The sequence below is a fragment of the Bradyrhizobium sp. genome, from assembly GCF_035570375.1.
Classification (GTDB): Bacteria; Pseudomonadota; Alphaproteobacteria; order Rhizobiales; family Xanthobacteraceae; genus Bradyrhizobium.
This window is the reverse complement of sequence record NZ_DATMLW010000240.1, coordinates 23,948-46,768: the sequence shown is the minus strand read 5'-3', so window position 1 is coordinate 46,768 and position 22,821 is coordinate 23,948. Positions and strand designations below refer to the sequence as shown.

At 61.6% G+C, this 22,821-nt stretch carries 23 protein-coding genes; 10 read left to right on the top strand and 13 right to left on the bottom strand.

Annotated elements, in window-relative coordinates; all coding sequences use genetic code 11:
- Both serA and VNX23_RS26445 read left to right on the top strand, forming a co-directional pair.
- Nucleotides 1–1,359: phosphoglycerate dehydrogenase (gene serA / locus VNX23_RS26450; RefSeq protein ID WP_325634516.1), on the top strand; the 1,359-nt coding region annotated here is incomplete at its 5' end.
- Between the two features lie 313 nt (nucleotides 1,360–1,672).
- Nucleotides 1,673–3,337, top strand: a complete 1,665-nt coding sequence (locus tag VNX23_RS26445) for a mucoidy inhibitor MuiA family protein (protein WP_325634515.1) — start codon at nucleotides 1,673–1,675, stop codon at nucleotides 3,335–3,337.
- 56 nt (nucleotides 3,338–3,393) lie between these two features.
- On the opposite strand, the gene VNX23_RS26440 is transcribed toward VNX23_RS26445, so the two are convergent.
- Together VNX23_RS26440 and VNX23_RS26435 are read right to left on the bottom strand one after the other, a co-directional pair.
- Nucleotides 3,394–4,317, bottom strand: coding sequence for a DMT family transporter (locus VNX23_RS26440; protein ID WP_325634514.1), 924 nt, complete (start codon nucleotides 4,315–4,317; stop codon nucleotides 3,394–3,396).
- A 93-nt stretch (nucleotides 4,318–4,410) separates the two neighbouring features.
- Complete coding sequence (locus tag VNX23_RS26435; protein WP_325634513.1) at nucleotides 4,411–5,349, bottom strand: DMT family transporter; 939 nt, start codon at nucleotides 5,347–5,349, stop codon at nucleotides 4,411–4,413.
- On the opposite strand from VNX23_RS26435, the gene VNX23_RS26430 reads away from it, so the two are divergent.
- From VNX23_RS26430 to VNX23_RS26410, 5 genes are all read left to right on the top strand, one after another.
- Nucleotides 5,348–5,530 carry a hypothetical protein gene (locus VNX23_RS26430; RefSeq protein ID WP_325634512.1) on the top strand — a complete coding sequence of 61 codons (183 nt, stop codon included), beginning with the start codon at nucleotides 5,348–5,350 and terminating at the stop codon, nucleotides 5,528–5,530. The two genes, VNX23_RS26435 and VNX23_RS26430, sit on opposite strands and share 2 nt — an antisense overlap.
- A 393-nt stretch (nucleotides 5,531–5,923) precedes the next feature.
- A complete protein-coding gene (locus tag VNX23_RS26425; RefSeq protein ID WP_325634511.1) occupies nucleotides 5,924–7,213 on the top strand; it encodes an adenylosuccinate synthase in 1,290 nt (429 codons plus the stop codon).
- 289 nt (nucleotides 7,214–7,502) lie between these two features.
- Complete coding sequence (locus VNX23_RS26420; protein ID WP_325634510.1) at nucleotides 7,503–9,047, top strand: hypothetical protein; 1,545 nt, start codon at nucleotides 7,503–7,505, stop codon at nucleotides 9,045–9,047.
- A 100-nt stretch (nucleotides 9,048–9,147) separates the two neighbouring features.
- A complete protein-coding gene (locus VNX23_RS26415; protein ID WP_325634509.1) occupies nucleotides 9,148–9,549 on the top strand; it encodes a DUF5413 family protein in 402 nt (133 codons plus the stop codon).
- Nucleotides 9,550–9,818: 269 nt separating this feature from the next.
- On the top strand, nucleotides 9,819–10,364 hold the full coding sequence (locus tag VNX23_RS26410; protein WP_325634518.1) for a DUF4112 domain-containing protein: 546 nt from the start codon (nucleotides 9,819–9,821) through the stop codon (nucleotides 10,362–10,364).
- Between the two features lie 142 nt (nucleotides 10,365–10,506).
- On the opposite strand, the gene VNX23_RS26405 is transcribed toward VNX23_RS26410, so the two are convergent.
- The 10 genes from VNX23_RS26405 to napE form a co-directional block, all read right to left on the bottom strand.
- Nucleotides 10,507–10,803, bottom strand: coding sequence for a hypothetical protein (locus VNX23_RS26405; protein ID WP_325634508.1), 297 nt, complete (start codon nucleotides 10,801–10,803; stop codon nucleotides 10,507–10,509).
- Between the two features lie 237 nt (nucleotides 10,804–11,040).
- Complete coding sequence (locus VNX23_RS26400; protein WP_325634507.1) at nucleotides 11,041–11,205, bottom strand: DUF3309 family protein; 165 nt, start codon at nucleotides 11,203–11,205, stop codon at nucleotides 11,041–11,043.
- Between the two features lie 200 nt (nucleotides 11,206–11,405).
- Nucleotides 11,406–11,816 (bottom strand): peptide-methionine (R)-S-oxide reductase MsrB, encoded by a 411-nt coding sequence (gene msrB / locus VNX23_RS26395; RefSeq protein ID WP_325634506.1) that lies wholly within the window; start codon nucleotides 11,814–11,816, stop codon nucleotides 11,406–11,408.
- Nucleotides 11,817–11,831: 15 nt separating this feature from the next.
- Nucleotides 11,832–12,548, bottom strand: a complete 717-nt coding sequence (msrA, locus tag VNX23_RS26390) for a peptide-methionine (S)-S-oxide reductase MsrA (protein ID WP_325634505.1) — start codon at nucleotides 12,546–12,548, stop codon at nucleotides 11,832–11,834.
- Nucleotides 12,549–12,746: 198 nt separating this feature from the next.
- Nucleotides 12,747–13,862 (bottom strand): ATP-dependent RecD-like DNA helicase, encoded by a 1,116-nt coding sequence (locus VNX23_RS26385; protein WP_325634504.1) that lies wholly within the window; start codon nucleotides 13,860–13,862, stop codon nucleotides 12,747–12,749.
- Between the two features lie 95 nt (nucleotides 13,863–13,957).
- The gene (locus VNX23_RS26380; protein WP_325634503.1) at nucleotides 13,958–14,596 is read right to left on the bottom strand and encodes a NapC/NirT family cytochrome c; all 639 of its coding nucleotides are present in this window, start codon (nucleotides 14,594–14,596) and stop codon (nucleotides 13,958–13,960) included.
- Nucleotides 14,593–15,096 (bottom strand): nitrate reductase cytochrome c-type subunit, encoded by a 504-nt coding sequence (locus tag VNX23_RS26375; protein ID WP_414643084.1) that lies wholly within the window; start codon nucleotides 15,094–15,096, stop codon nucleotides 14,593–14,595. The genes VNX23_RS26380 and VNX23_RS26375 overlap by 4 nt, the downstream gene beginning before the upstream one ends.
- Nucleotides 15,069–17,573, bottom strand: coding sequence for a nitrate reductase catalytic subunit NapA (gene napA, locus VNX23_RS26370; protein WP_325634501.1), 2,505 nt, complete (start codon nucleotides 17,571–17,573; stop codon nucleotides 15,069–15,071). The genes VNX23_RS26375 and napA overlap by 28 nt, the downstream gene beginning before the upstream one ends.
- Complete coding sequence (locus tag VNX23_RS26365; protein WP_325634500.1) at nucleotides 17,570–17,920, bottom strand: chaperone NapD; 351 nt, start codon at nucleotides 17,918–17,920, stop codon at nucleotides 17,570–17,572. The genes napA and VNX23_RS26365 overlap by 4 nt, the downstream gene beginning before the upstream one ends.
- Nucleotides 17,921–17,945: 25 nt before the next feature.
- Nucleotides 17,946–18,131: a periplasmic nitrate reductase, NapE protein gene (napE, locus tag VNX23_RS26360; RefSeq protein WP_325634499.1), complete on the bottom strand. Its 186-nt coding sequence runs from the start codon at nucleotides 18,129–18,131 to the stop codon at nucleotides 17,946–17,948.
- A 183-nt stretch (nucleotides 18,132–18,314) separates the two neighbouring features.
- Between napE and VNX23_RS26355 the strand changes: the two genes are divergently transcribed.
- Entirely contained in the window at nucleotides 18,315–19,538 is a 1,224-nt protein-coding gene (locus VNX23_RS26355; RefSeq protein ID WP_325634498.1) for an LLM class flavin-dependent oxidoreductase, read from the top strand.
- 4 nt (nucleotides 19,539–19,542) lie between these two features.
- On the opposite strand, the gene VNX23_RS26350 is transcribed toward VNX23_RS26355, so the two are convergent.
- Complete coding sequence (locus VNX23_RS26350) at nucleotides 19,543–20,580, bottom strand: AraC family transcriptional regulator (protein WP_325634497.1); 1,038 nt, start codon at nucleotides 20,578–20,580, stop codon at nucleotides 19,543–19,545.
- A gap of 338 nt (nucleotides 20,581–20,918) precedes the next feature.
- On the opposite strand from VNX23_RS26350, the gene VNX23_RS26345 reads away from it, so the two are divergent.
- Both VNX23_RS26345 and VNX23_RS26340 read left to right on the top strand, forming a co-directional pair.
- Nucleotides 20,919–21,560: an NYN domain-containing protein gene (locus tag VNX23_RS26345; protein ID WP_325634496.1), complete on the top strand. Its 642-nt coding sequence runs from the start codon at nucleotides 20,919–20,921 to the stop codon at nucleotides 21,558–21,560.
- 417 nt (nucleotides 21,561–21,977) lie between these two features.
- Nucleotides 21,978–22,718 (top strand): helix-turn-helix domain-containing protein, encoded by a 741-nt coding sequence (locus VNX23_RS26340; RefSeq protein ID WP_325634495.1) that lies wholly within the window; start codon nucleotides 21,978–21,980, stop codon nucleotides 22,716–22,718.
- The last annotated feature ends 103 nt before the right edge of the window (nucleotides 22,719–22,821 follow it).

Below are 22,821 nucleotides of genomic sequence, written 5' to 3'. Positions count from 1 at the left end.
GGCGTCGACAATGTCGAGATTCCTGCCGCCACGGCCAAGGGCATCATCGTGATGAATACGCCGTTCGGCAACTCGATCACGACGGCGGAACATGCGATCACGCTGATGCTGGCGCTGGCGCGCGAAATTCCGCAAGCCGATGCCTCGACGCAGGCCGGCAGGTGGGAGAAGAACCGCTTCATGGGGGTCGAGATCACCGGCAAGACGCTGGGCGTGATCGGATGCGGCAATATCGGATCGATCGTCGCCGATCGTGCACTCGGGCTGCGCATGAAAGTGATCGCGTATGATCCCTTCCTGTCGCCGGAACGCGCCAAGGACATCGGCGTCGACAAGGTCGAACTGGAGGAACTGTTCAGGCGCGCCGATTTCATCACCCTGCATACGCCGCTGACGGACAAGACCAGGAACATCATCGACGCGGCCGCGCTTGCGAGGATGAAGAAGGGCGTACGCCTCATCAACTGCGCGCGCGGCGGGCTGGTCGACGAGCAGGCGCTGGTCGAAGCCCTGAATTCCGGACACGTCGCGGGCGCGGCCTTCGACGTGTTCGTGGAGGAACCGGCCACGTCCAACGTCCTGTTCGGCCATCCCAACGTCATTTGCACGCCGCACCTTGGCGCAGCCACCACCGAGGCGCAGGAGAACGTCGCGCTCCAGGTCGCCGAGCAGATGTCGGACTATCTGTTGACCGGTGCGATCTCGAACGCGGTCAATTTCCCCTCGATCACGGCCGAAGAGGCGCCGAAGCTGAGGCCCTTCGTCGAACTTGCGGAAAAGCTCGGTTCGTTTGCGGGCCAGCTCACCGAGACCGGCATCATCAAGGTGCAGATCACCTATGAGGGGCATGTCGCCGAAATGAAAATCAAGGCGCTCACCTCCGCGGTGCTCTCCGGGCTGTTGCGTCCGATGCTCGGCGCCGTCAACGTCGTCTCGGCGCCAGTCGTTGCCAAGGAACGGGGCATGGTGGTCGATGAGGTCGTGCGCGCCGCGCAGCACGATTATGAAAGTCTCATCACCGTCGCCGTCACCACCGAGCGACAGGAACGTTCGGTGTCGGGTACGGTCTATGCCGACGGCAAGCCGCGGCTTGTCGACATCAAGGGTATCCGGGTCGATGCCGAATTCGGCAAGTCGATGATCTACGTCACCAACGAGGACAAGCCTGGTTTCATCGGCCATTTTGCGAGCCTGCTTGGCGATGCCAAAATCAACATCGCCACCTTCCATCTCGGCCGCAACCGGCAGGGTGGGGACGCGATCGCGCTGGTCGAGGTCGACGGCACGGTGCCGCCGGAGGTGCTCGCCAAGGTGCAGGCGCTGCCCCAGGTGAAGCAGGCCAAGGCGCTGGCGTTCTGACGCAGGACGATTTTTGGCCGGACCGATTTGTCAGCAGACGTTCACCTCTCCCCGCCGGGGAGAGGTCGGATCGCGTCATTAAACGCGATCCGGGTGAGGGCGCATTGACCGCCCGGAAGCGAGCGTCTTCCGGCGCTTTTCTATTGTCGGCGCCCGCTCGCCGCGCTCCCGCCTCAGTTGTGCCTCACGGTAACCTCAATCGAAACCGTCTCTTTCACATCACGTATCTCACTGGGGCACTACGTTTTTAATGCGCCTTGTCCAAACCAGCCCCGATCTCGCCGACAACGGCGCAGACCTGCCGGAGGAAAAAATGCGCATTGATACGAACTTGCTGCTGACGACGGGCCTGGTCGTTCTTGCTTTGATTGCCGCGATGCCGGCGAAGGCAGCCAATCTCGAAGCGACATCGGTTGTCGAAGCTGTCACTGTTTATCCGGATGGCGCCAGCGTCACGCGCGCCGTCGCAGTCGAATTGCCCGGTGGCGACAATACGGTGGTGTTGAAGGATTTCCCGCTGACGCTCGATCCATCCTCGCTGCGTGTGGAGGGCGAGGCGGACAGCAGGCTTACCATCGGCGCCATCGACACAAGGCCGCCGCGTGCGGCACCGCCGGTCAACCTGCCCGAACTCGACAAGCGCATCGAGGCGCTGAAGGATGATCGCGCCAACCTGCAAGGCGCGATCGCGGCGGCCACCGCGCGCCGCAAATTCGCCGAGCGCTTTGCCGAAGCCTCGCCTGCGGGGATTGGCGAAAAGGGCGAGGCGCGTCCGATTGCCGATTGGCGCGCGGCCTTTGCCGCGGTTGCGGAGGAAGTTGCGACGGCAGACGCCGCGATCCGCGATGCCGAGCGCAAACAGCGGGACATCGATCGCGAGGTCGCCCGACTGGAATCGGAGCGCGCCAGCAAGCCGCCGAGCAAGCTCGAAGTGAGGATCGATCTCGCCTCCGCTGCCGCGGCCAAGGCAACCTTGCGCCTGACCTATGCCGTTCGGGGCGCGCGATGGACGCCGCTCTATGACGCCCGCCTCGATAGCGGCGCGAAGGATCGCAAGCCCGCGCTCGAACTGGTGCGCCGCGCCGAAATCACCCAGGCCACCGGCGAGGACTGGCCGAATGTCGCGCTCAGCGTTTCAACCGTGCGCAGCGCGCTCGGCGGAAGGGCGCCGGAGCTAAACCCGCTCGTCGTGCAGTATCCGCAACCGGCACCACCGGCGGCCCCCGTGAGCGGAATCTTACAGGACAGAAGGGAGTTATCGCGGCGTAAAGACGAGATCGATCTAGTTGCCAAGCAAGATGCCAAACAAGCCGATGAGCTAAAGGCCGAGGCCGAAATCAGCGGATTTCAGGTCCTGTTCAGGATTCCGGGCCGTGTCAGTGTCGGCGCGAGCGAAGGCGCCAGGAGCCTGCTTATCTCGAGCGCGACCATCGTGCCCGATCTAGCCGTGCGTTCGGCTCCGGTGATTGATCCGACCGCGTTTCTCGAAGCGAGTTTTACGCAAAGCGAGGATGCGCTGTTGTTGCCGGGCCGCGTCTCGATCTATCGCGACGGCGTGTTCGTCGGCCGCAGCCACATGGCTGCCGCCAGCAAGGATGAGAAGGTGCGGCTCGGTTTCGGTGCCGACGACAAGGTCAAGGTCACCCGTTCCATCGTCAAGCGCAATGAAGGCTCGGCCGGACTTATCCTGACGACGTCGAAGACCGACGAGCGTTCGTTCAAGACGGTTATTCGCAACGGCCATGATTTCCCGATCAGGGTTGCCATCGAGGATCAATTGCCGACCAGCGAGAACGAAGACATTCAGGTCGAAATGCTGCCTTCGACGACGCCGCCGAGCGCGACCAACCTGCGCGACAGGCGGGGCGTCCTGGAATGGGCCTTCGAGGCGAGACCCGGCGAGGTCAGGGACATCGCCTTCGCGTGGCGCATACGCTGGCCCAAGGACAGGGGCGTCGTCCTGGTGCCGTCCGGATAGGGCGACAGAGCGGGCGGCGGCGGCTCAGTGCTGGTCCGCCGTCCGCCTCCACGGTTTCATTTGGCCGCCGATACCCTTCGTGAAGCAATCACGACGCCCGCGAGTACCAGGGCATATCCGACGAGATGAAACAGCCGCGGCTCTTCGCCGAGCAGCAGGATCGCCATGATCGAGCCGAACACAGGAACCAGATGCAGGAACGGCGCGACCCGGTTCGGCCCGATCAGGACGATGCCGCGATTGAAGAACAGATAGGCCAGCGTCGATGCGAAGACCACGACATAGATGAGAGTCGTCATCGTCATCAGATCTAACTTGAGCGTGATGCCCCTCGAATATTCCCACACCGCAAGCGGCAGCAGCAGAATCGCGCCAATCGCCATCGTAAAGGAGATCAGCGACAGCTGATGCATCACTGGCCGGCGCGTCATCATGGCGGAATAGAGTCCGAACGACACCAACGCGCCGACGAACATGATGTCGCCGAGATTGAAATGAATGCGGGCAAGTGCCGAGAAATCGCCGCGCAGGATGATGGTGAGGACGCCGAGAAGCGAAAGGGTAATGCCGGCAAGCTGAGCCCAGGTCAGCCGCACCCCGAACAGGATCAGAGCCCACAGCGCCACGAACAGCGGACCGGAGGACTGGATCAGCAGGGCATTGAGCGCCTCGGTATATTGCAGCGCCCAGTAGGAAAGCGCGTTGTTGACCGCAAAACCGGTCGCCGAGAGCGCGATCGTCAGCGGCAAGTGCGCACGCAGCACCGGCCAGTCCTTTGCAAGATGCGGCCGCGCAAACGGCAGCAGCATGAGAAACGCGCCGATCCACCTGACGCAGGAGAGCGTCAGCGGCGGCACATGGCCGGCGACATATCGCGCGAGCACGATATTGCCGGCCCAGAACAGCGAAGTCAGGCTGAGCAGCAGATAGGGCCGGTTGTTGAGCCATCGGACGGACAGCGGTGACGCAGGCTTGGTCATCGTTTTGCGTAGAAAGCTTGTGCCGGAAATCAGCCATGCGACAAGTGTCGCGCCTGCAAGGCTACAATGTGCTGACTATTGTTGAGCCGGCATTCAGCCGGACCCGGCGGACTGAGACCGTGAGGCCACGAAAACACCGGTAAGCACCAGCGCGAATCCGATGACATGGAACAACTGCGGCTGTTCGCCGAGAAAGACGATCGCCATCACCGCTCCGAATGCCGGAACGAGATGAAAGAACGGGGCGGCGCGGTTGGCGCCGATCAGCTGCACGCCGCGATTGAAACACAGATAGGCCAGCGTCGAGGGGAATACCGCGACGTAGAACAGCGACAGCAGATTGGCTGTATCGAACTCCATAACGGGACGCGACAGCAATTCGAATATCCAGAGTGGAATGAGGCAGGCTGCGCCGCAGCCGAAGGTGAAGGCGCCAAATGACAGGCCTTGAATGTTCGGGCGCTTGAGCGACATCACCGAGTAAATTCCGAAGATCGCCAACGCCACCGTGAAGATGATGTCGCCCTCGTTGAACTCGATTGCAGCGAGCGCCGTGAGGTCGCCATGCAGCAGGATGACGAGCACGCCCGTCAACGAAAGCGCAACTCCCAGCGCCTGCGCGGCCGTCAGCCGGATGCCGAGCAGGATCAGCGACCAGATCGCGACAAACAGCGGACTGGCGGATTGCAACAGCAGCGTGTTCAGCGCCTGGGTATGCTCCAGCGCCCAGTACTGCATCGTGTTGAAGGCAGCAATCCCCGTGACCGAGAGAAAGACCATCGTGCCAAGCCTGGCGCGAATTGCGTTCCAGTCGCGCTTGAGGTGCTTCCAGGCCATGGGAAGAATGATCAGGAACGCCAGTCCCCAGCGCAGGAACGACAACGTCACGGGTGGAATATGCCCGGCGGCTTGGCGCCCGACGATGGCGTTGCCCGCCCAGAACAGCGCGGTGCATGACAGCAGCAGATAAGGCTGGTTGGCGAGCCAGCGGCCCGGCGAGTTGGTCTCGGAGGTCTGATCGGAAGCGGACATGCGGCCAATATTCCCGGCGCGGTTCATGGCGCCGGGACCGGCCGGCGCGACACCGGCCGGCAATGTCCCGGCTGCCTCACAGACACTCAATTTCGCTTTTCATCAACGTCGCGGGATGCATCGCGACCATGCGCGATCCGGCGCGGGTCAGGAGGTGGCGACCTGCGTCGGATACGATTGACGCAACGCGAAGCGTTCGAGCCGGCCGCGCGCGCTCCGTGGTCCGGTTCAGAAATGGCCTGGGGTTGATTTTTGTCCCAAAGGATGGCCATCCCGGGACGGATTTTAAGGGGAAATCAATGGGTTGAACCAGCCTCCGGAGCCGGTTTTGGACGCCTTCTTGCTTGCGTCGGGTGCCCGCATCCTTTATCCGATTGTCTGCTTCGCATGCGACCGGGCTCATGGACTTCGAAAAAGCCGGTCAGGCCGGTGACTTAGGCTCTGCGTGCGATCCGAAAAACGCATGCCCCTGAATCTTGGGGTGGGGACCCGACTCGATCGCGGCAAACGCATGACGCGTTTGTTCGCAGATCATGCTCGAAAAAAAGACAGTTGCAGAGGGACTACTCGCGAAATGGCCAATGTTGTCGTCGTCGGTGCCCAGTGGGGAGACGAGGGGAAGGGCAAGATCGTCGACTGGTTGTCGGAACAGGCCGATATCGTAGTGCGATTCCAGGGCGGCCATAACGCAGGCCACACACTCGTCATCAATGGCGAGACCTACAAGCTTGCGCTTCTGCCGTCCGGCGTGCTCCGGCCTTCCAAGCTTGCCGTGATCGGAAATGGAGTGGTGTTCGATCCCCAGGCCTTCCTCGACGAGGTGGCCAGGCTGAAGGCGCAAGGTGTCGCGGTGAGCCCGGCCAATCTGCGCGTCGCCGAGAATGTCACGCTAATCTTGCCGCTGCATCGCGATCTCGATGCGCTGCGCGAATCGTCGAACAACGCGGCAATCGGCACCACACGGCGCGGCATTGGACCTGCCTATGAGGACAAGGTCGGTCGCCGCGCCATTCGTCTGATGGACCTCGCCGACCTCGACACGCTGCCGCACAAGATCGACCGGCTGCTGGCGCATCACAATGCGCTGCGCCGGGGTCTCGACCTTGCCGAGATCGACGGCGACATCATCCTGAAGGAACTCACCGATATGGCGCCCAGGCTCCTGCCATACGCGGAGACGGTGTGGCGATTGCTCGATCTGAAGCGCCGCGAGGGCAAGCGAATCCTGTTCGAGGGCGCGCAGGGCGCGCTGCTCGACGTCGACCACGGCACCTATCCTTATGTCACCTCGTCCAACACCGTGGCGGCGCAGGCGGCCACCGGCACTGGGCTGGGTCCGGGCGCGGTCGGTTATGTGCTGGGGATCTGCAAGGCCTATACGACCCGGGTAGGTCAAGGTCCGTTTCCAACCGAGCTGCACGACGAGATAGGCGAGGAGATCGGGCGGCGCGGCAAGGAATTCGGTGTCAACACCGGCCGCAAGCGGCGCTGCGGCTGGTTCGATGCGGCGCTGGTGCGCCAGACCGTGCGGACCTGCGGCATCAATGGCCTGGCGCTGACCAAGCTCGATATTCTCGACGGTTTCGACAGGATCGAGGTTTGTACCGGCTACGTGCTTGACGGTAAGGAAATCGACCATCTGCCGGCGGGCGAGGGCGCCCAAGCCCGGGTGGTGCCGGTCTACGAGACCATCGAGGGCTGGAAGGAGCCGACCGCCCATGCGCGCTCCTGGGCGAACTTGCCGGCGCAGGCCATCAAATATGTGCGCCGTGTCGAAGAACTGGTGGGTTGTCCGATCGCCCTGCTTTCCACGAGCCCCGAACGCGAAGATACTATCCTGGTGCAGAATCCGTTCGAGGCTTAACCAGATGTAACTGGTGCGGCTAATTCGAAGTTACTATCGGTGTCGCGACAAGTTCGTGATAGGAACTTCAAATTCAAAGCCGCACTAGAATCAACAAGTTGCTGGAGCTCCTTTGATTCCGAAGTACGCATCAGGGGTCGCCGCGATTAGCTTGCGAACTTCCGAATCGGGGCTCTGGTGTCCCGGTTCCGGTTCTGTCATTCGTATCATATTCGCAAGGGTATTTCGCTGTAACGGTATGCGAATGCTAGAATCAGACCACGAGAGGCGCCTGCATTGCTGAAAACAGATGGCTGATTACTACCCGCTGATTGCCCGCGCCATCGCCGGACTGGACCCCAGTGCTCCCGGCGAAAGCCGCCGTGCGCTTTATGAGCGGGCGCGTGCGGCGTTGATCGCGCAGCTGCGCAGCGTCGATCCGCCCTTGAGTGAATCCGAAATCACCCGCGAGAGGCTGTCGCTGGAAGAGGCCGTTCGCAAGGTGGAGTCCGAAGCCGCCCAGCGCGCCCGCGACGCTACGCGCTCCGGTGAGGGCTCGCGCGCCGGTTCCCGGCCAGGCGAAGCGATCCGCGGCAACTCCCGCCCTCCGGGCCGGCAGGCTGACGGAACGGCGCCGCGTCCGCGGCCGCCATCCTCGCCGCAATCGCGCAATGAGCGGCCACCGCTCGGCCAGGAGGATTTGCAGGACCAGCGACCGCGGAACGGCCGACCCGAGGGCGCGCGCCAGCCACAGGTTCCGATGCAGGACCCGTCGCTTCCACCGAATCGTGGACCCCGCCGCGGTCCCGATGCGCCGGCCCCGGGGGTGCGCGGCTTCCGCGACATCACCGCCGACGCCGACGATCTCGGCCGCGCCGCGGCGCAGGCCAACCGCGCCGCGCGAAAGACCTACGCCAACGTGCCCTCGCCTTCGCCGGAGTTCGACCGGCTCGAGCCGAGCATGGAGATGCGAGGCGGCGATCCTGACGCGCCATATTCATATGACGAATCCATCGAGGAAGCCGAACGCTATGCGCCCTCGGCACAGCGCCCGCGTGTGGCAGGGGAGCGCGAGCCGAAGCAGGCGCGCTCTGGCACCGTATTTCCGTTCAAGAGCGCCATTGCGGTCGGCATCGTCCTGATCCTGGTCGGCGCCGGGATCCTGTGGGGCAAATCGCTGGTCACGACCGTGAGCGGTCTGTTCAAGTCGTCGCCGACCTCGGTCGAAGCGCCGAAGGACGCCGGCGCGCCGCTAGCCAAGCCGAAGATTCCCGACCGCGTCGGCCAGCCGTCGTCGAGCGACCAGGCCGCCCCGGTGGCGCAGCGCGTCGTGCTGTACGACGAGGACCCGAGCGATCCCAAAGGCAAGCAATATGTCGGCTCGGTGATCTGGCGCACCGAACCGGTCAAGGCCTCCGCCAACCAGAAGGCGGATATCGCCGTGCGCGCCGACATCGAGATTCCCGACCGCAAGTTCAAGATGACGATGTCGTTCCGTCGCAACACCGACACCTCGCTGCCGGCGAGCCATACCGCGGAATTGACTTTCATCCTGCCGCCGGATTTTGCCGGAGGCGGCGTCAGCAACGTGCCGGGCATTTTGATGAAGTCCAACGAGCAGGCGCGCGGAACTCCGCTCGCGGGCCTCGCCGTCAAGGTCACCGACGGCTTCTTCCTGGTTGGGCTGTCGAATGTCGACGCCGATCGCGTGCGCAACCTGCAGCTCCTGAAGGAACGCTCATGGTTCGACGTGCCGCTGGTCTATGTGAACCAGCGCCGCGCCATCATCGCGATCGAGAAGGGCGCCCCCGGCGAACGCGCCTTCAACGACGCCTTCGCGGCCTGGGGCGAGTAGCCACGCTTCCAGATCGGCCGCTTTTTGCCGAGCGGAAAAAATTTGGCGGCGCTTAACCTGCGCTCTCGCGCCAATCGTGTCTGGGATCGAGGTTCTCGGAATGAAGCGTTACGCGATATTCGCGGCGGTGGCACCTCTGCTCGGCGGGTTCTGGCTTCTGCTGACGACGACCGTGATGTCCGGATACTGGAGCCATCCGCCGAGCTTGTCGGAAGCCGAAAAGCTGCTAGCCGTTTTCGTAAAGACCCTGCAATACAGCTACCTGTTCGGCATTCTGCCGGCGCTCATGCTCGGCGCGGTCGATGACATCCTGTCCCACGTCAAACGGATCGGCCCCGTCATCCGCATGTTGATCGTCGGCGCGATCGGCTTCGTTGCGGCAGAATTTCTTTATGGCTCGCGCGGGCCGGACAGCGGTGCGCTGCAGTTCTGGCTTTACGGCCTGGTCGGCTTCATTCCCGGCACGGCATCCTCGTGGCTTGCGCATGAGATGATCGACTAGTGTCCCGAATCCGAAGTTCGCCACATTTCGCGGTGGCCTCTTTCGCGAACTTCGGATTCGAAAGGACACTAGAAACCTATAATTCCAGTGTGGTTTCGGTTCAGAAGTTCTCTTGAAGGACTCGCGGCGATAATGAAGAGAACTTCTGAACCACTACACTAGCCGGCGGTGGCCTAAGCGCAGCCTTTGGCCGGCTGCTTGCCGGCAACAGGAAAATGCGGCGCGACCGCATGACGCAACTTGCGCTGACTTGCCACGTTACCCATCTGATGGCGATGTCGAACGAAGAAATCCTTGCACCCGAGTACACGCGGTTCCGGCGGAACGCCGACGGACCGTCTCGATCCGCGCGGGCGCGCGCTCGGATCATCGATCAGGATGGACGCGAGATTCCGCAAGAATCGCTTCGCGACGGCTTCCAGCGCTTCCGGTTCGATTTTGCTCATTCCAACGTCAACCCCTTCGGCGATCTCAGTCGCGAGCAGCGGCTGGCGCGATTCGAGACGCTGGCGAAATTGCTGGATATTGCCTTCATCCTGCCAGGCACCAAGATCCGCTACGGGATCGACGGCATCATTCGCCTGGTTCCGGTGGTCGGTGATCTCTTCGCAACCGCTTTCTCCCTGTGGCTCGTGCGCGAGGCGCGTGCGCTTGGAGCGCCCTGGCACATCACGGCCCGGATGCTCGGCAATGTCGCGGTCGATGGTGTGGTCGGAATGGTGCCGCTGGCCGGCGACGCTTTCGACGTCCTGTTTCGCGCCAACATGCGCAATGTGCGATTGTTGCGGCGCTGGCTCGATAAACAGCCGCGCTAAAGCGGGATGAGTTTTGTTTGAATCGCTTTGTCAGCAGACTCGATTCACCCCTCGCCGGTGGCGAATGTTCTTTTGTGAGGAAGCGCGGATCGCTGTCCCCCGGATCGATCCGGGGGACATGTGTTGTTCGACGTGAGTGAACTCAAGCGGCCTGGTCGTCCGCCTTGTCGCCGGCGGGCGCCGGCTGGGGTGCGCGGGGACGGCGGGGCAACGGAAAATCCTTGCTCTCATAGAGCGAGCGGATGCCGCTCTGGTCAAAGCGAGCTTCCTCGACCTGCAGATAGGCGCCATTCAGGGAATCCGCCGGCAATTCCTCGATGGCGAAGCGCACTGCTTCGGCAGCAGTGCCGAATCTCCGATAGGCGAAGCCCGCTCGCTTCTTCTTGCGGATCGCGGCAGGAAACAATTCGGCAGCAGTGTTGAAGCTGAAGGAACGCATGGTCAGGGGCCTCTGATCTTCGTGGGACGCGAGTTTCTTTGAGAACGCGATTGAAATCGCGCACAAGCCAGACGGCACAAATCCACGCGGGGCTGCGCCGGTACACGCCATTTCAGGACAGACATTAATATAGGCCCGTTTGCGGGAAATGCTAACCCCGTCGGGCCAGATAATGAATCCGGAGTTCCGGGGCCCGGTTGTAGATAAAATTATTTACTTACAATCACTTACATTCTCTTAGAGCTTGCCGAGCAAGACCAGCACGAGCAATATGATCAAAATCACGGTGCCAAGGCCCATGCCGGAATGGCCCAAGCCATAGCCATAGCCGCCAAAGCGGCCGCTCCACCCGCCAAGCAGGTAAAGGAGCACAAGGATGATGAGGATCGTTCCGAGAGACATGGCATGCTCCCTGGGAAAGCGGCCTGCGGACGAAATTCCCGCGGCCCCGCCGGCGAAACAAAGCATATCCGCAACGTTGCTGCCAGCGAGGGAACCTGCAAAGGGACAGGCCATGCGAGGGATTTGGGGCGCGATGCCAGCGCGCTCGCGGGCCCGCGGCTTTGCGCGGGCCCGCGAGGCATCGTCCACGAACGAGGTTCCTATTTCGGCTTGAGCTTCAACGCCGCCGAATTGATGCAATAGCGCAATCCGGTTGGCCCGGGGCCGTCCTCGAACACATGGCCGAGATGGCCGCTGCAGCTTGAGCAAAGCACCTCGGTGCGGATCATGCCGTGGCTGAGATCGCGTTCTTCATCGACATGACTGTCCACGGCGGGCTGGGTGAAACTTGGCCAGCCGCAGCCGGAATCGAACTTGGCATCGGATTCGAACAGCGTTTGGCCGCAACCGGCGCAGACGTAAGTGCCTGTCCGGTGCTCATGCTCGTATTCGCCCGAGAACGGCCGTTCGGTCGCTTTCTCGCGCAGCACGGCATATTGCATGGGCGTCAGTTCCTTACGCCACTCGGCCTCGCTCTTTTCGATTCTAGGCTTGGTTTTGGCGTCGGGCATGGAAACTCCTTTCCACTAGTTGGTGACCCTCGCACTCACCAGAGTCGGCTTCTCAATGTAATTTTCGGCAAAGATCTTCTTCAGGTTTTCGACCTTCGGAAGGTCGTTGAAAACGATATAGGGCTGGTTCGGGTGCAGCGTGAGATAGTCCTGATGATAGGCCTCGGCGGGAAAGAAGCCTTCCAATGGGCCCACCTTGGTCACGATCGGCTTCCTGTAGACCTTCGCGCCGTTGAGCTGCGCGATATAGGCGTCGGCGACGTTCTTCTGCTCGTCATTGGTGGTGAAGATGGCGGAGCGATATTGGGTGCCGCTGTCCGGTCCCTGGCGATTCAATTGCGTCGGGTCGTGCACGACCGAGAAAAAGATCTGCAAAATCCTGCCATAGCTGATCTTCTTCGGATCGTATTTGATCTCGACGGATTCTGCGTGCCCGGTGGTTCCGGTGGAGACGATATTGTAATCGGCGGTCGACCTGTTGCCGCCGGCATAGCCGGAGACGGCGTTGACGACGCCTGCGGTGTGCTGGAAAACACCCTGCACTCCCCAGAAGCAACCGCCGGCGAGCACCGCGGTCTGGATGCCGTTTGCTCCCTGAACGTCGATCGCGGGGGCGGGGATGATCACTGCCTCCTCAGAAGCACGCGAATGGGTGATGGTGAAGGCGCTAACCGCCAATGCGCCGACGGCGACAGCGAAAAGCGAAATGCGGCTGAATGGGCTGCGTGACATGGAAGCTTCCTCTTGGATGGCGCGGATGGGCGGCTTTCGGAACGTTGGTTCAGGCGGCGGCGGCCCGCGGACCTCGAACCGCCACACTAGCGCGCCTGCTCCCGGAGATACGGAACAAAACCGGTCTTGTTACCCCGCGATGCACACGAGTTCGTGAATAAAAGCCCGCAGATCCAATAGATTAGCAGATATTCACGACTACACCACCACGCTCAGCCGTTTTGCCGCCCGGGTGATGCCGGTATAGAGCCAGCGGGCGCGGCTGTCGGTGAACGCAAAGCTCTCATCGAACAGCACCACGTCGTCCCATTGCGATCCCTGCGCCTTGTGCACGGTGAGCACATAGCCGTAGTCGAACTCGTCATAGGGCTTGCGCTGCTCCCACGGGATCGCCTCGATGCCGCCCTCGAAACAGTCGCTGCGCGCGGAGACTTTCGTCACCTTGTGGCTGAACTCTTCGTCGGGCGAAAGCCGCATCGTGATGATGCGCGATTTCGATCGCGATTGTGCGCGCGACTTCACCCGCCACAGGCCGCCGTTGAACAGTCCCTTCTTGCGGTTGTTACGCAGGCAGACCAGCTTGTCGCCGGCAACCGGCAGCGGGTCTTCGATTGCCTGCTTCTGCCGAACCCGCATGTTGTAGGCGCGGCGGGTGTTGTTGCGCCCGACCAGCACCTGGTCGGCGCTCATCACGCGCTCCGGATCGAGATCGGCACGCGACACGACTTCGCTCTCGCCATGACGGCCGATCTCGAGCTCGCGGCCCTCGCGGATATCCATCGACATCCGCACGATCGGATCGTTTTGCGCCTGGCGATGCACTTCGGTCAGCATCGCATCCGGCTCGCCATCGGTGAAGAAACCGCCGCCCTGGATCGGCGGCAGCTGCGCGGGATCGCCAAGCACCAGGACCGGGCAATCGAACGAGATCAGGTCGCGCCCGAGCTCGGCGTCCACCATCGAGCATTCGTCGATCACGATCAGCTTGGCCTTTGAGGCCGGCGCGTCGTCCCACAGTTCGAAGCTCGGCTGCTCGACGCCGCTCTCACGGGCGCGGTAAATCAAAGAATGGATCGTGGAAGCGTTGTCGCAACCCTTGTTGCGCATCACCAGCGCCGCCTTGCCGGTGAAGGCCGCGAATTTCACTTCGCCATCGACGCCCTCGGCGATGTGGCGGGCAAGGGTGGTCTTTCCGGTGCCGGCATAACCGAACAGGCGGAACACCTGAGGCGTGCCGTTCCTGCCCGGCTTTTGCTTGAGCCAGCCGGCCACCGCATTGAGCGCGGAATCCTGGTGCGGCGTAAAGGAGGTCATGAGGTCTCGGCTGGGAGGAGGGGCGACGACTCGATGTCGAGAGCCGAAACTAACCATTCAGATGCCCGGCGCAAGCTGCCGATTTGGTTCCTTTTTTATTGCCAGCCGGGGATGCCGCGCATGTCCGGCAGCTGATGGGCAATGCCCTTGTGGCAGTCGATGCAGGTTTTCTCGCCGGTAAAGAGGAAGCGCTGGTGCGCCTCTGTGGCGCGCGGCGACTGCTTGGTGATGTCCATCGACTGCGCGCTGTGACAATTGCGGCATTCCAGCGAATCGTTGGCCTTGAATCGCGCCCATTCATGCAGCGCCAGTTCGAGCCGCTTGTCCATGAATTCTTCTCGGGTGCCGATGAAGCCGAACAGATGACCCCAGACCTCGTTGGAGGCCTGCATCTTGCGCGCGATCTTGTTGGTCCAGTTGTGCGGAACGTGGCAATCCGGGCAGGTGGCGCGGACGCCGGAGCGGTTGGTGAAATGGATCGTCGATTTCAGTTCGGCGAACACGTTGTCGCGCATCTCGTGACACGAGGTGCAGAATTTTTCGGTATTGGTCAGTTCCAGCGCGGTGTTGAACGCGCCCCAGAAGATTACGCCGGCAACAAAACCCGCAAGCACCAGCGCGCCAAGCCCGAACACCGAACTCGGCTGGCGAAGCACGTCCCACAATTCGACGGCGAATTGCCGGACTTTCGTGAAGAGTCCCGGCGGCGCTGCCGGTTTGTCGGGCATGCTCATCGACCAGACCCCGGCGCCGCGCGGCTGAGCATGGTATCGATATCGACAAAATCGTTGCTGATCGGCGGCTTCGATGCATTCTGGGGTACATGGCATTCCGTGCAGAAATATCGGCGCGGCGAAACCGAGGCGAGGAACTGGCCATCACGGTCCATGAAATGGGTGATCGAGATCATCGGCGCCTGCGATTCGGCCGTGCGGGCGCGAGCGTGGCAGGACAGGCATTTGTTGCTGCGCAGATCGATCTGGTAGCCGTCGATGGAGTGCGGAATCACCGGCGGCTGTTCCGGGTAGTTGCGAACCTCCCGCTCCGAGGTGTTGCGTGTCGGCGTCATCGGCGCAGCCGGGCCCTCGTCGTTGAGCGGGGTCGGACCGCGGAGCCCGGAACTGAGTGTTTGCGCGGCGAGCGTACCGGTGCCGACCGCGATCGCGCCGACGAGAAGTAAAAATCCTGCTTTCCTGATCATGGCGGCTATGCCTTCTCGACGCGCACGGCGCATTTCTTGAAATCGGTCTGCAGCGAGATCGGATCAGTGGCATCCAGCGTGACCTTGTTGATGAGTTGCGACTCGTCGAACCAGGGCACGAACACCAGGCCGCGCGGCGGTTTGTCGCGCCCGCGGGTCTCCAGGCGCGTCCGGATGAATCCGCGTCGCGAAATCACCTTGACCTCGTCGCCACGCCGCAGGTTCGCGGCTAGCGCATCGTCAGGGTGCATGAAGCACACCGCTTCGGGGAAAGCCCGGTAGAGCTCCGGGACGCGGCGCGTCATGGTTCCGGAATGCCAGTGCTCGAGAACGCGTCCCGTCGAAAGCCAGAACGGATATTCCTTGTCGGGCGATTCCGCCGGCGGCTCATACGGCAAGGCGAAGATGCGCGCCTTGCCGTCGGGGTAACCGTAGAACTGCACACCGCTGCCTGCCTTGACAAACGGGTCGCTGCCTTCGCGGAAACGCCATTTCGTCTCCTGGCCGTTGACGACGGGCCAACGCAAGCCCCGCTCGCGGTGGTAAGTATCGAAGGGTGCGAGGTCGTGGCCGTGCCCGCGGCCGAAGGTGGCATATTCCTCGAACAAGCCTTTCTGCACATAAAAGCCGAAGGCCTTCGACTCGTCGTTGGCGTATCCCTCTTCGATGTCGGATAGCGGGAACTTGTCGATCACGCCGTTCTTGTAGAGCACGTCAAACAGCGTCTTGCCGCGGTACTCCGGCTTCCTGGCGATCAGCTCTTCCGGCCAGACTTCCTCGATCCTGAAGCGCCTGGAGAACTCCATCAGCTGCCAGAGATCGGAGCGCGATTCGCCGGGCGCGGTGACAAGCTGGTGCCAGAATTGCGTGCGTCGCTCGGCGTTGCCGTATCCACCTTCCTTCTCCACCCACATCGCAGTTGGCAGCACGAGATCGGCTGCAAGCGCGGTGACAGTGGGGTAGGCGTCGCTGACCACGATGAAATTGTCGGGATTGCGGAAGCCCGGATATGTTTCCTCGTTGATGTTGGGGCCGGCCTGCAGATTGTTGTTGACCTGAACCCAGTAGGCGTTCAGCAGGCCGTCCTTCAGCATCCTGCTCTGCAGCACGGCGTGGTAGCCCGGCTTGTCGGGGATGGTGCCTTGCGGGAGCTTCCAGATCGCTTCCGTCTTGTCCCGATGCTCCTTGTTGGTCACCACCATGTCGGCAGGCAAACGATGCGAGAAGGTGCCGACCTCTCGCGCCGTACCGCAGGCTGACGGCTGACCCGTAAGCGAGAAAGGACTGTTGCCGGGCTCGGCGATTTTTCCTGTCAGGAGATGAATGTTGTAGACAAGATTGTTGCACCACACGCCGCGGACGTGCTGGTTGAAACCCATGGTCCAGAAGCTGACGACCTTGGTCTTCGGGTCGGCATAAAGTTCGGCCAGCGCCTCAAGCCGGTTCAGCGGCACGCCCGACATTTCCGCCGCCTTTTCCAACGTGTAGTCGGAGACGAATTTGGCGTATTCGTCAAAACTCATGTCGGTGGCGTCGTTGGCCTTGGCCGCGCCCGCCGCCTTCTTCTGCAGGGGGTGGTCGGGCCTGAGCCCATAGCCGATGTCGGTCTGTCCGCGCTTGAACACCGCGTGGGCCGTCACGAAGTCCTTGTTGACCCGGTTCGTCTTGATGATGTGGTTGGCGATGGCGTTGAGGATGAAGAGATCGGCGTGAGGATTGAAGACGATGCCGATATCGGCGAGGTCGAACGAGCGGTGCTCGAAGGTCGAGAGCACGGCCACCCGAACATGCGGCGCAGAAAGTCGGCGATCGGCCACGCGCGTCCACAGGATCGGGTGCATCTCCGCCATGTTGGAGCCCCACAGCACGAAGGCGTCTGTCGCCTCGATGTCGTCATAGCAGCCCGCGGGCTCGTCGATGCCGAAGGTGCGCATCATGCCTGCCACGGCCGAGGCCATGCAGTGACGTGCATTCGGATCGATGTTGTTGGAGCGGAAACCCGCCTTGAAAAGTTTTGACGCAGCGTACCCTTCCCATATCGTCCACTGGCCGGAACCGAACATGCCGACGCCGCTTGGCCCGCGCTTCTTCAGCGCGGCCTTGAACTTCTCCGCCATGACGTCGAAGGCTTCGTCCCAGCTGACGGGCGTGAACTCGCCGTTCTTGTCGTATTTGCCGTTCGCCTTGCGCAGCAGCGGCTGGGTGAGGCGGTCGTGGCCGTACATGATCTTGGAAAGGAAATAGCCCTTCACGCAGTTGAGCCCGCGATTGACTTCGGACTTGATGTCGCCATGGGTGGCCACGACGCGGTTTTCCCGGGTCGCGACCATGACGCTGCACCCGGTGCCGCAGAAACGGCACGCCGCCTTGTCCCACTTCAATTCGCTGGCGTCGCGCTCGGTGACGAGATTGGCGGCGTCAGACACGGCAGGCATGCCGCCTGCCAGAGCCGCCATCGCGGCCGCTTCGAGTTTGAGAACCTGGCGGCGATCGAGCCTGGGTGCGGTCATCGGAGTTTCTCCGCGGCGGAAGTTCTTGTTGCAAGGCCGGCCTCGATGGCGTGAAAGACAAGGGAGGCGGAATAGACATCGGGAATAAGCGCGATGGTGTTGAGTGTGCTGCCCAAGGCACCGGCATCTGCCGCATCGATCACGACGACCAGCTTGCCTCTTGTGTCGCGGCCGTAAATCTCGCATCCGCTCAAAGCGGTGATGGCAGCTTCGACTTCATCGAGCCTTTCCGGCCGCGCCTGCACCAGAATGCTGGCGATTTCGCCTTCGGGCGCCATGACGCGATCGGCGCCGAGGCGGCCTTGCAGGAAGGCCCGGCGATCGACTGATTTGCGAGGTGTGGTCATCGCGATTGTCCTTCACCAATTTCGCTCAGCGCGCGGGAGGGCCGGGCGGGCCGGCCGCCATCTGATAGATCCATACTGCGAGCCCATAGCCGCCGACGGTCGCAACGGCCAACACCGGCATCAACACCGCGGTCAGGAAAAGGAACGCAAAGATTTCCATGCGCCTGCGGTGCAGCCGTCCTTGCGTGTCGTCGTCTCCAGCGACGGACATGTGATTGCCTCTTTTTTTCGGATTTCTGGATTTGGACGGCTTCAGGGCCGTTGCCTGATGAAACAATAAGCAACGAGTCGTTTGCGACCTTGATATGGATCAAAAACAGGTTTGCCCGCGCTGGACAGGGCCTTCCCTCAGAATAAACTGCGAAAAAAACCGGCGGGGCCCGGGGAGGACGTCGTGAAATTTGGCATTTTCTACGAGCTGCAATTGCCGCGTCCGTGGCAGGCCGGTGACGAGCTCGCGCTCTATCAGGGCGCGCTGACGCAATTGGAGACCGCCGACCGGCTCGGCTACGATTACGCCTGGGTCGTGGAACATCATTTCCTGGAAGAATATTCGCACTCGCCCTCCCCGGAATCCTTCCTTGCCGCCGCCAGCCAACGCACCCGGAAAATCCGGCTCGGCCACGGCATCTTCCAGCTCACCACCAATCATCCGGCACGCGTCGCCGAGCGATTCGCGGTGCTTGATCTGTTGAGCCGCGGCCGTTGCGAATTCGGGATGGGTGAGAGCGCCTCGATCACCGAATTGGAGCCCTTCGGTCGCGACATGGAAACCAAGAAAGAAGTGTTCGAGGAAGCGGTGCGCGCGATCTTTCCGATGTTTCGGGATGGCGGCTGCGAGCACCACGGCAAATATTTCGACATTCCGCTCCGCAACGTCGTACCGAAGCCGGTGCAGAAGCCGCATCCGCCGCTGTGGATGGCGTGCTCGCAGCTTCCGACCATCGAGCGCGCGGGAAGGAACGGATTCGGCGCGCTCGGATTCCAGTTCGTCAGCGCTGATGCCGCGCATGCCTGGGTGCACGCCTATTACAACGCCATCACCAGGCGGCTGAACAAGCTCGCGGACTACCAGATCAATCCGAACTTGGCGCTGGTGTCATTCTTCATGTGTGCGAAAACCGACGAGGAGGCCCGCGCGCGCGCCGATGGCGCGACCTTTTTCCAGTTCGCGCTACGATATTACGGCGCTTCCCAAAGCCGCCAGCGTCCGGCGCCTGGCACGGTCAACATGTGGGACGAGTATAACAAATGGAAACGCGACAATCCGATGGCGCAGGAAGCCGCGCTGCGCGGCGGCCTGATCGGCTCGCCGCAGACGCTGCGCAGGAAATTGCGGCGCTTCCGCACCTCCCACATCGACCAGGTCATCCTGCTCAACCAGGCCGGCAAGACCAGCCACGAGCACATCTGCGAGTCGCTTGAACTATTCGCTGCGGAGGTGATGCCGGAATTCCGTGAAGACCCCGAACACGATGCCTGGAAGGCGGGCGTGATGAGCGGCGCGATCGAGCTCGAGGAGATCGATACCAGCGCCTTCACCGATCGCTATGGCAAGCTGGGGATTACGCTTGCGCCTGTCTCCAGAGGCGAGGCGCCATCCGGCGCAACGCCGTGATCGTTCAGGCCACGTTGGACGTTCGAAATTGCCGCGGTGTCAGTCCGGTCCAGCGTTTGAAGGCGTGGGTGAAAGAGCTGAGTTCGTTGTAGCCGAGCAGCCAGGCGACTTCGGAAACCGGCAATTCCCTCTCCGTCAGGTAACGCCTGGCGAGAGCGGCCCTGAAGCGGTCCAGTATTTCGATATAGGTCGCGTCCTGATCGCGCAGTTTTCGCGAGAGCGTCCGCGGACTCATTCCGAGCTTGCGCGCCACTTCGGAAGCGCCGGCCCGGCCGTGCGGAAGAAGGCCTGTCAAAACTTTCTCGACATCCGCGCGGATGCTCTCCCGCGAAGACGTCTGGGTCTGGAGTGCTTCCTCCGCATAGCGACGCAGCAGCGTATTCAGAAAGGGATCGTGGCCGGTCAACGGAAGCGCTGCAAACTGCTTTGGAAATATGATCTCGTCGGCATCGGACGAGAACTCGATATCACAGCCCAGAAACTTTCTGATCTCGGCTGGTGTGTGGTTGCGGAAATGCCGCGCTTTCAGGCCGACCGGCGCCAGGCGACTGTCCGTGACCTGGCGACAGAGTCTGACCAGCGCGATCAGCAGGAATTCAGCCTGGTGTTTGTCCGCGAGTCGGTCGACGTTGATATATTCGAGCGCAATCATTACGGTTGGCTCCATCGCGACCTGCAAACGAACGCCCTCATTGGTGATCCGGCCGAAGCGGACCGCGTTCTGAAGCGCCTCTTCCAGTTGCTCGGAGGAAGCGATCACGTAATAAAGCAGGCCGATCTCGCGCAGGTCGAAGTTGCGCGCAAGGTGAAAGCCGAGCAGATCGTCCTCGAGCGCTTCGGCAGCCAATTCCAGAAACCTGACCTGGGCACGTACCTCCAGCCGGATCGCCGGATCGTTGGCCTCCTCGAGCGTCAACCCCGCCTTGGTCAAGAGCGGGGCGATGTCCATGCCGTGCTCGCGCAGCCTGGCGCAGGCCAGCCGCGCGATTCCGCCTGTGGCACTTGGTATTGAACGAAGTCCTTGGGGCTGGTCGGAACTCATTATACTGAAATAGCCCTGAAAAATGCCCATGTCATACCGCGCTTGAATTGCGGCTTCAAAACACAAAATATTGGCGCTCAATCACAAGAATATCGCCTCGGCGTTCGGTACAAGGCGCGCCTCCCGCGCGGAAATATTTGATCTGAGCGGTTCGCTGGCGCTGGCCGAGCCTTCGCGGCTCAATGCTAACGCGACCGTGTGTTGATTGAAAGGCTCGTATAGGCCGAGCGATCACAGTCCACCCGCCGCGGCGCCGAAGCCCGTCGCTCCGACGGGAAGTTTGTAAAAAAATCATTTGGGCGGACGCTCCAGCCTCTGCCGATGTTTTTGGAGAAATCATGCAAAATCACAGGGGCAGGCTTGCGCTGTTCATCGACGGCGTGAGATTCCATGCCACCGCAAAGACGCTCGGTTTTGAAATCGACTACAAGAGACTTCTTGACGAGTTCAGCGAGCGCGGAACGCTGCTTCGGGCGTTCTACTACACTACCGTTATGGACGAACTGGAGTACTGCACCGTTCGTCCCCTGGTCGATTGGCTCGACTACAACGGTTTCACGGTAATGACCAAGCCGATCAAGGAATTCCTCGACGATGCCGGACGGCGCCGGGTCAAAGCCAACATGGACATCGATCTCGCGGTCGGTGCCATGGACATTGCGGATCACGTGGACGAGATCGTCCTGTTCTCGGGCGATGGCAATTTCCGCCCGCTGGTCGCGGCGCTGCAGCGTCGCGGCGTCCGCGTCACCATCGTTTCGACGATCGCCAGCGAACCGCCGATTCTCGCCGACGAGCTTCGTCGCCAGGCTGACGAATTCATCGATCTTGCCGATCTCCAAGCAAAGCTCGGGCGAGCGCCTACCACGCCGCGCGCCACAGCGCAGCATCCCATAATACCGGTCGAGCGGCGGCGAGGCACCGACAGGCCCGCAACACGCGGTCCGCGGTTGACGGATATGAATCCCGAAAACGAGTAGGTCGCGCAGGCAGGTTGTTGCAGCGCGAAGCTCGAGAACCGCTTGCGTGGTTGGCTGTGGTTCGAAACTCTACCTGCCGTGGCACATCGCTTCGTTACGACTGTTATAGCCGGACAGACCGAACGTTCACATCATCCATCGCAGGGGCTGCCGCGAGGGATCGGGGTTTTTGCGCCAGCTCGCCGATGAACGGGCAAACGGGCCAAACGGCCGAATGATGACAAAACGACGACAGCGCTATCGTCGGCCTTGCCTTCGCAGGGCACGGCTCTGTCCCGATTTGCAACGCTGCAGGTTCGACGGATTTTCCGCATGCATTGAACCTTTACCGGCGCTCCACAGACCACATGAAAGGCTCATCCGACGAAGAGGAGTGAGAGAGGCTGCCTTTGTTTTCAAACATATGTTCAGTATTTTTTGGGGAGTGCCATGCTCGACAGAGTCAATTTCCAAACGAACAAGACCGGCGAGCTAGACCTTTTGATTGGCGAAAGAGCCTTCTGGAGTGATTTTAGATATCTGAGAGGTGCGGAAATTTTCGGCGAGGCAGAACCCGCCGAGTACGTCTACAAGATCAGGTCGGGTTCGGTTCGTACCTTCAAACTTCTTCCCGATGGCCGTCGTCAGATCGGAGCCTTCCATTTACCGGGAGATATTTTCGGCGTCGAAAGCGGCGAGGTCTATCGGTTTACGGCCGAAGCAATCGAGGACACCACGGTCTGGATCGCCAAACTCCGGCGAATATTCGGCGAATGTGCGGACGAGAATGTCCCGGCCTCGAAGGACGTGCTGAAACTGATCGCCAGAAGTCTCCAGCACGCGGAAAACCACCTTCTGCTTCTGGGTCGGCAAACGTCCCTGGAGAAGGTTGCGGCGTTTTTGACGGAAATGGACCAACGCCTGCACTCACCGGCCGTCATGATCCTTCCGATGGGCCGCCGCGATATTGCCGATTATCTCGGTTTGACCATTGAAACGGTCTCACGGGTCTTTTCGATCCTCGAGCGCGAGCGAATCCTCAGTTTCGAAGGTCTGCGTCACCGCGAGATTGTGCTGCATAGCCGGGCCAAACTGGCTCGTTTAGCCCTTTTTTCCGAGTTGAAGCTCGAATACCGCGGGTCGCGCGACAGCAACCTTGCAAGAGGCCTCGCCGTGTAGGGACAGGGTGTTGCGGCTTCCACGAGCTCGCGGCCGGCCAAAAAACCGCCTTGCGCACAGTGCGGCCCTCAAGGCTTCGTTTCCGGCAGAGCTTCTGTCTGGC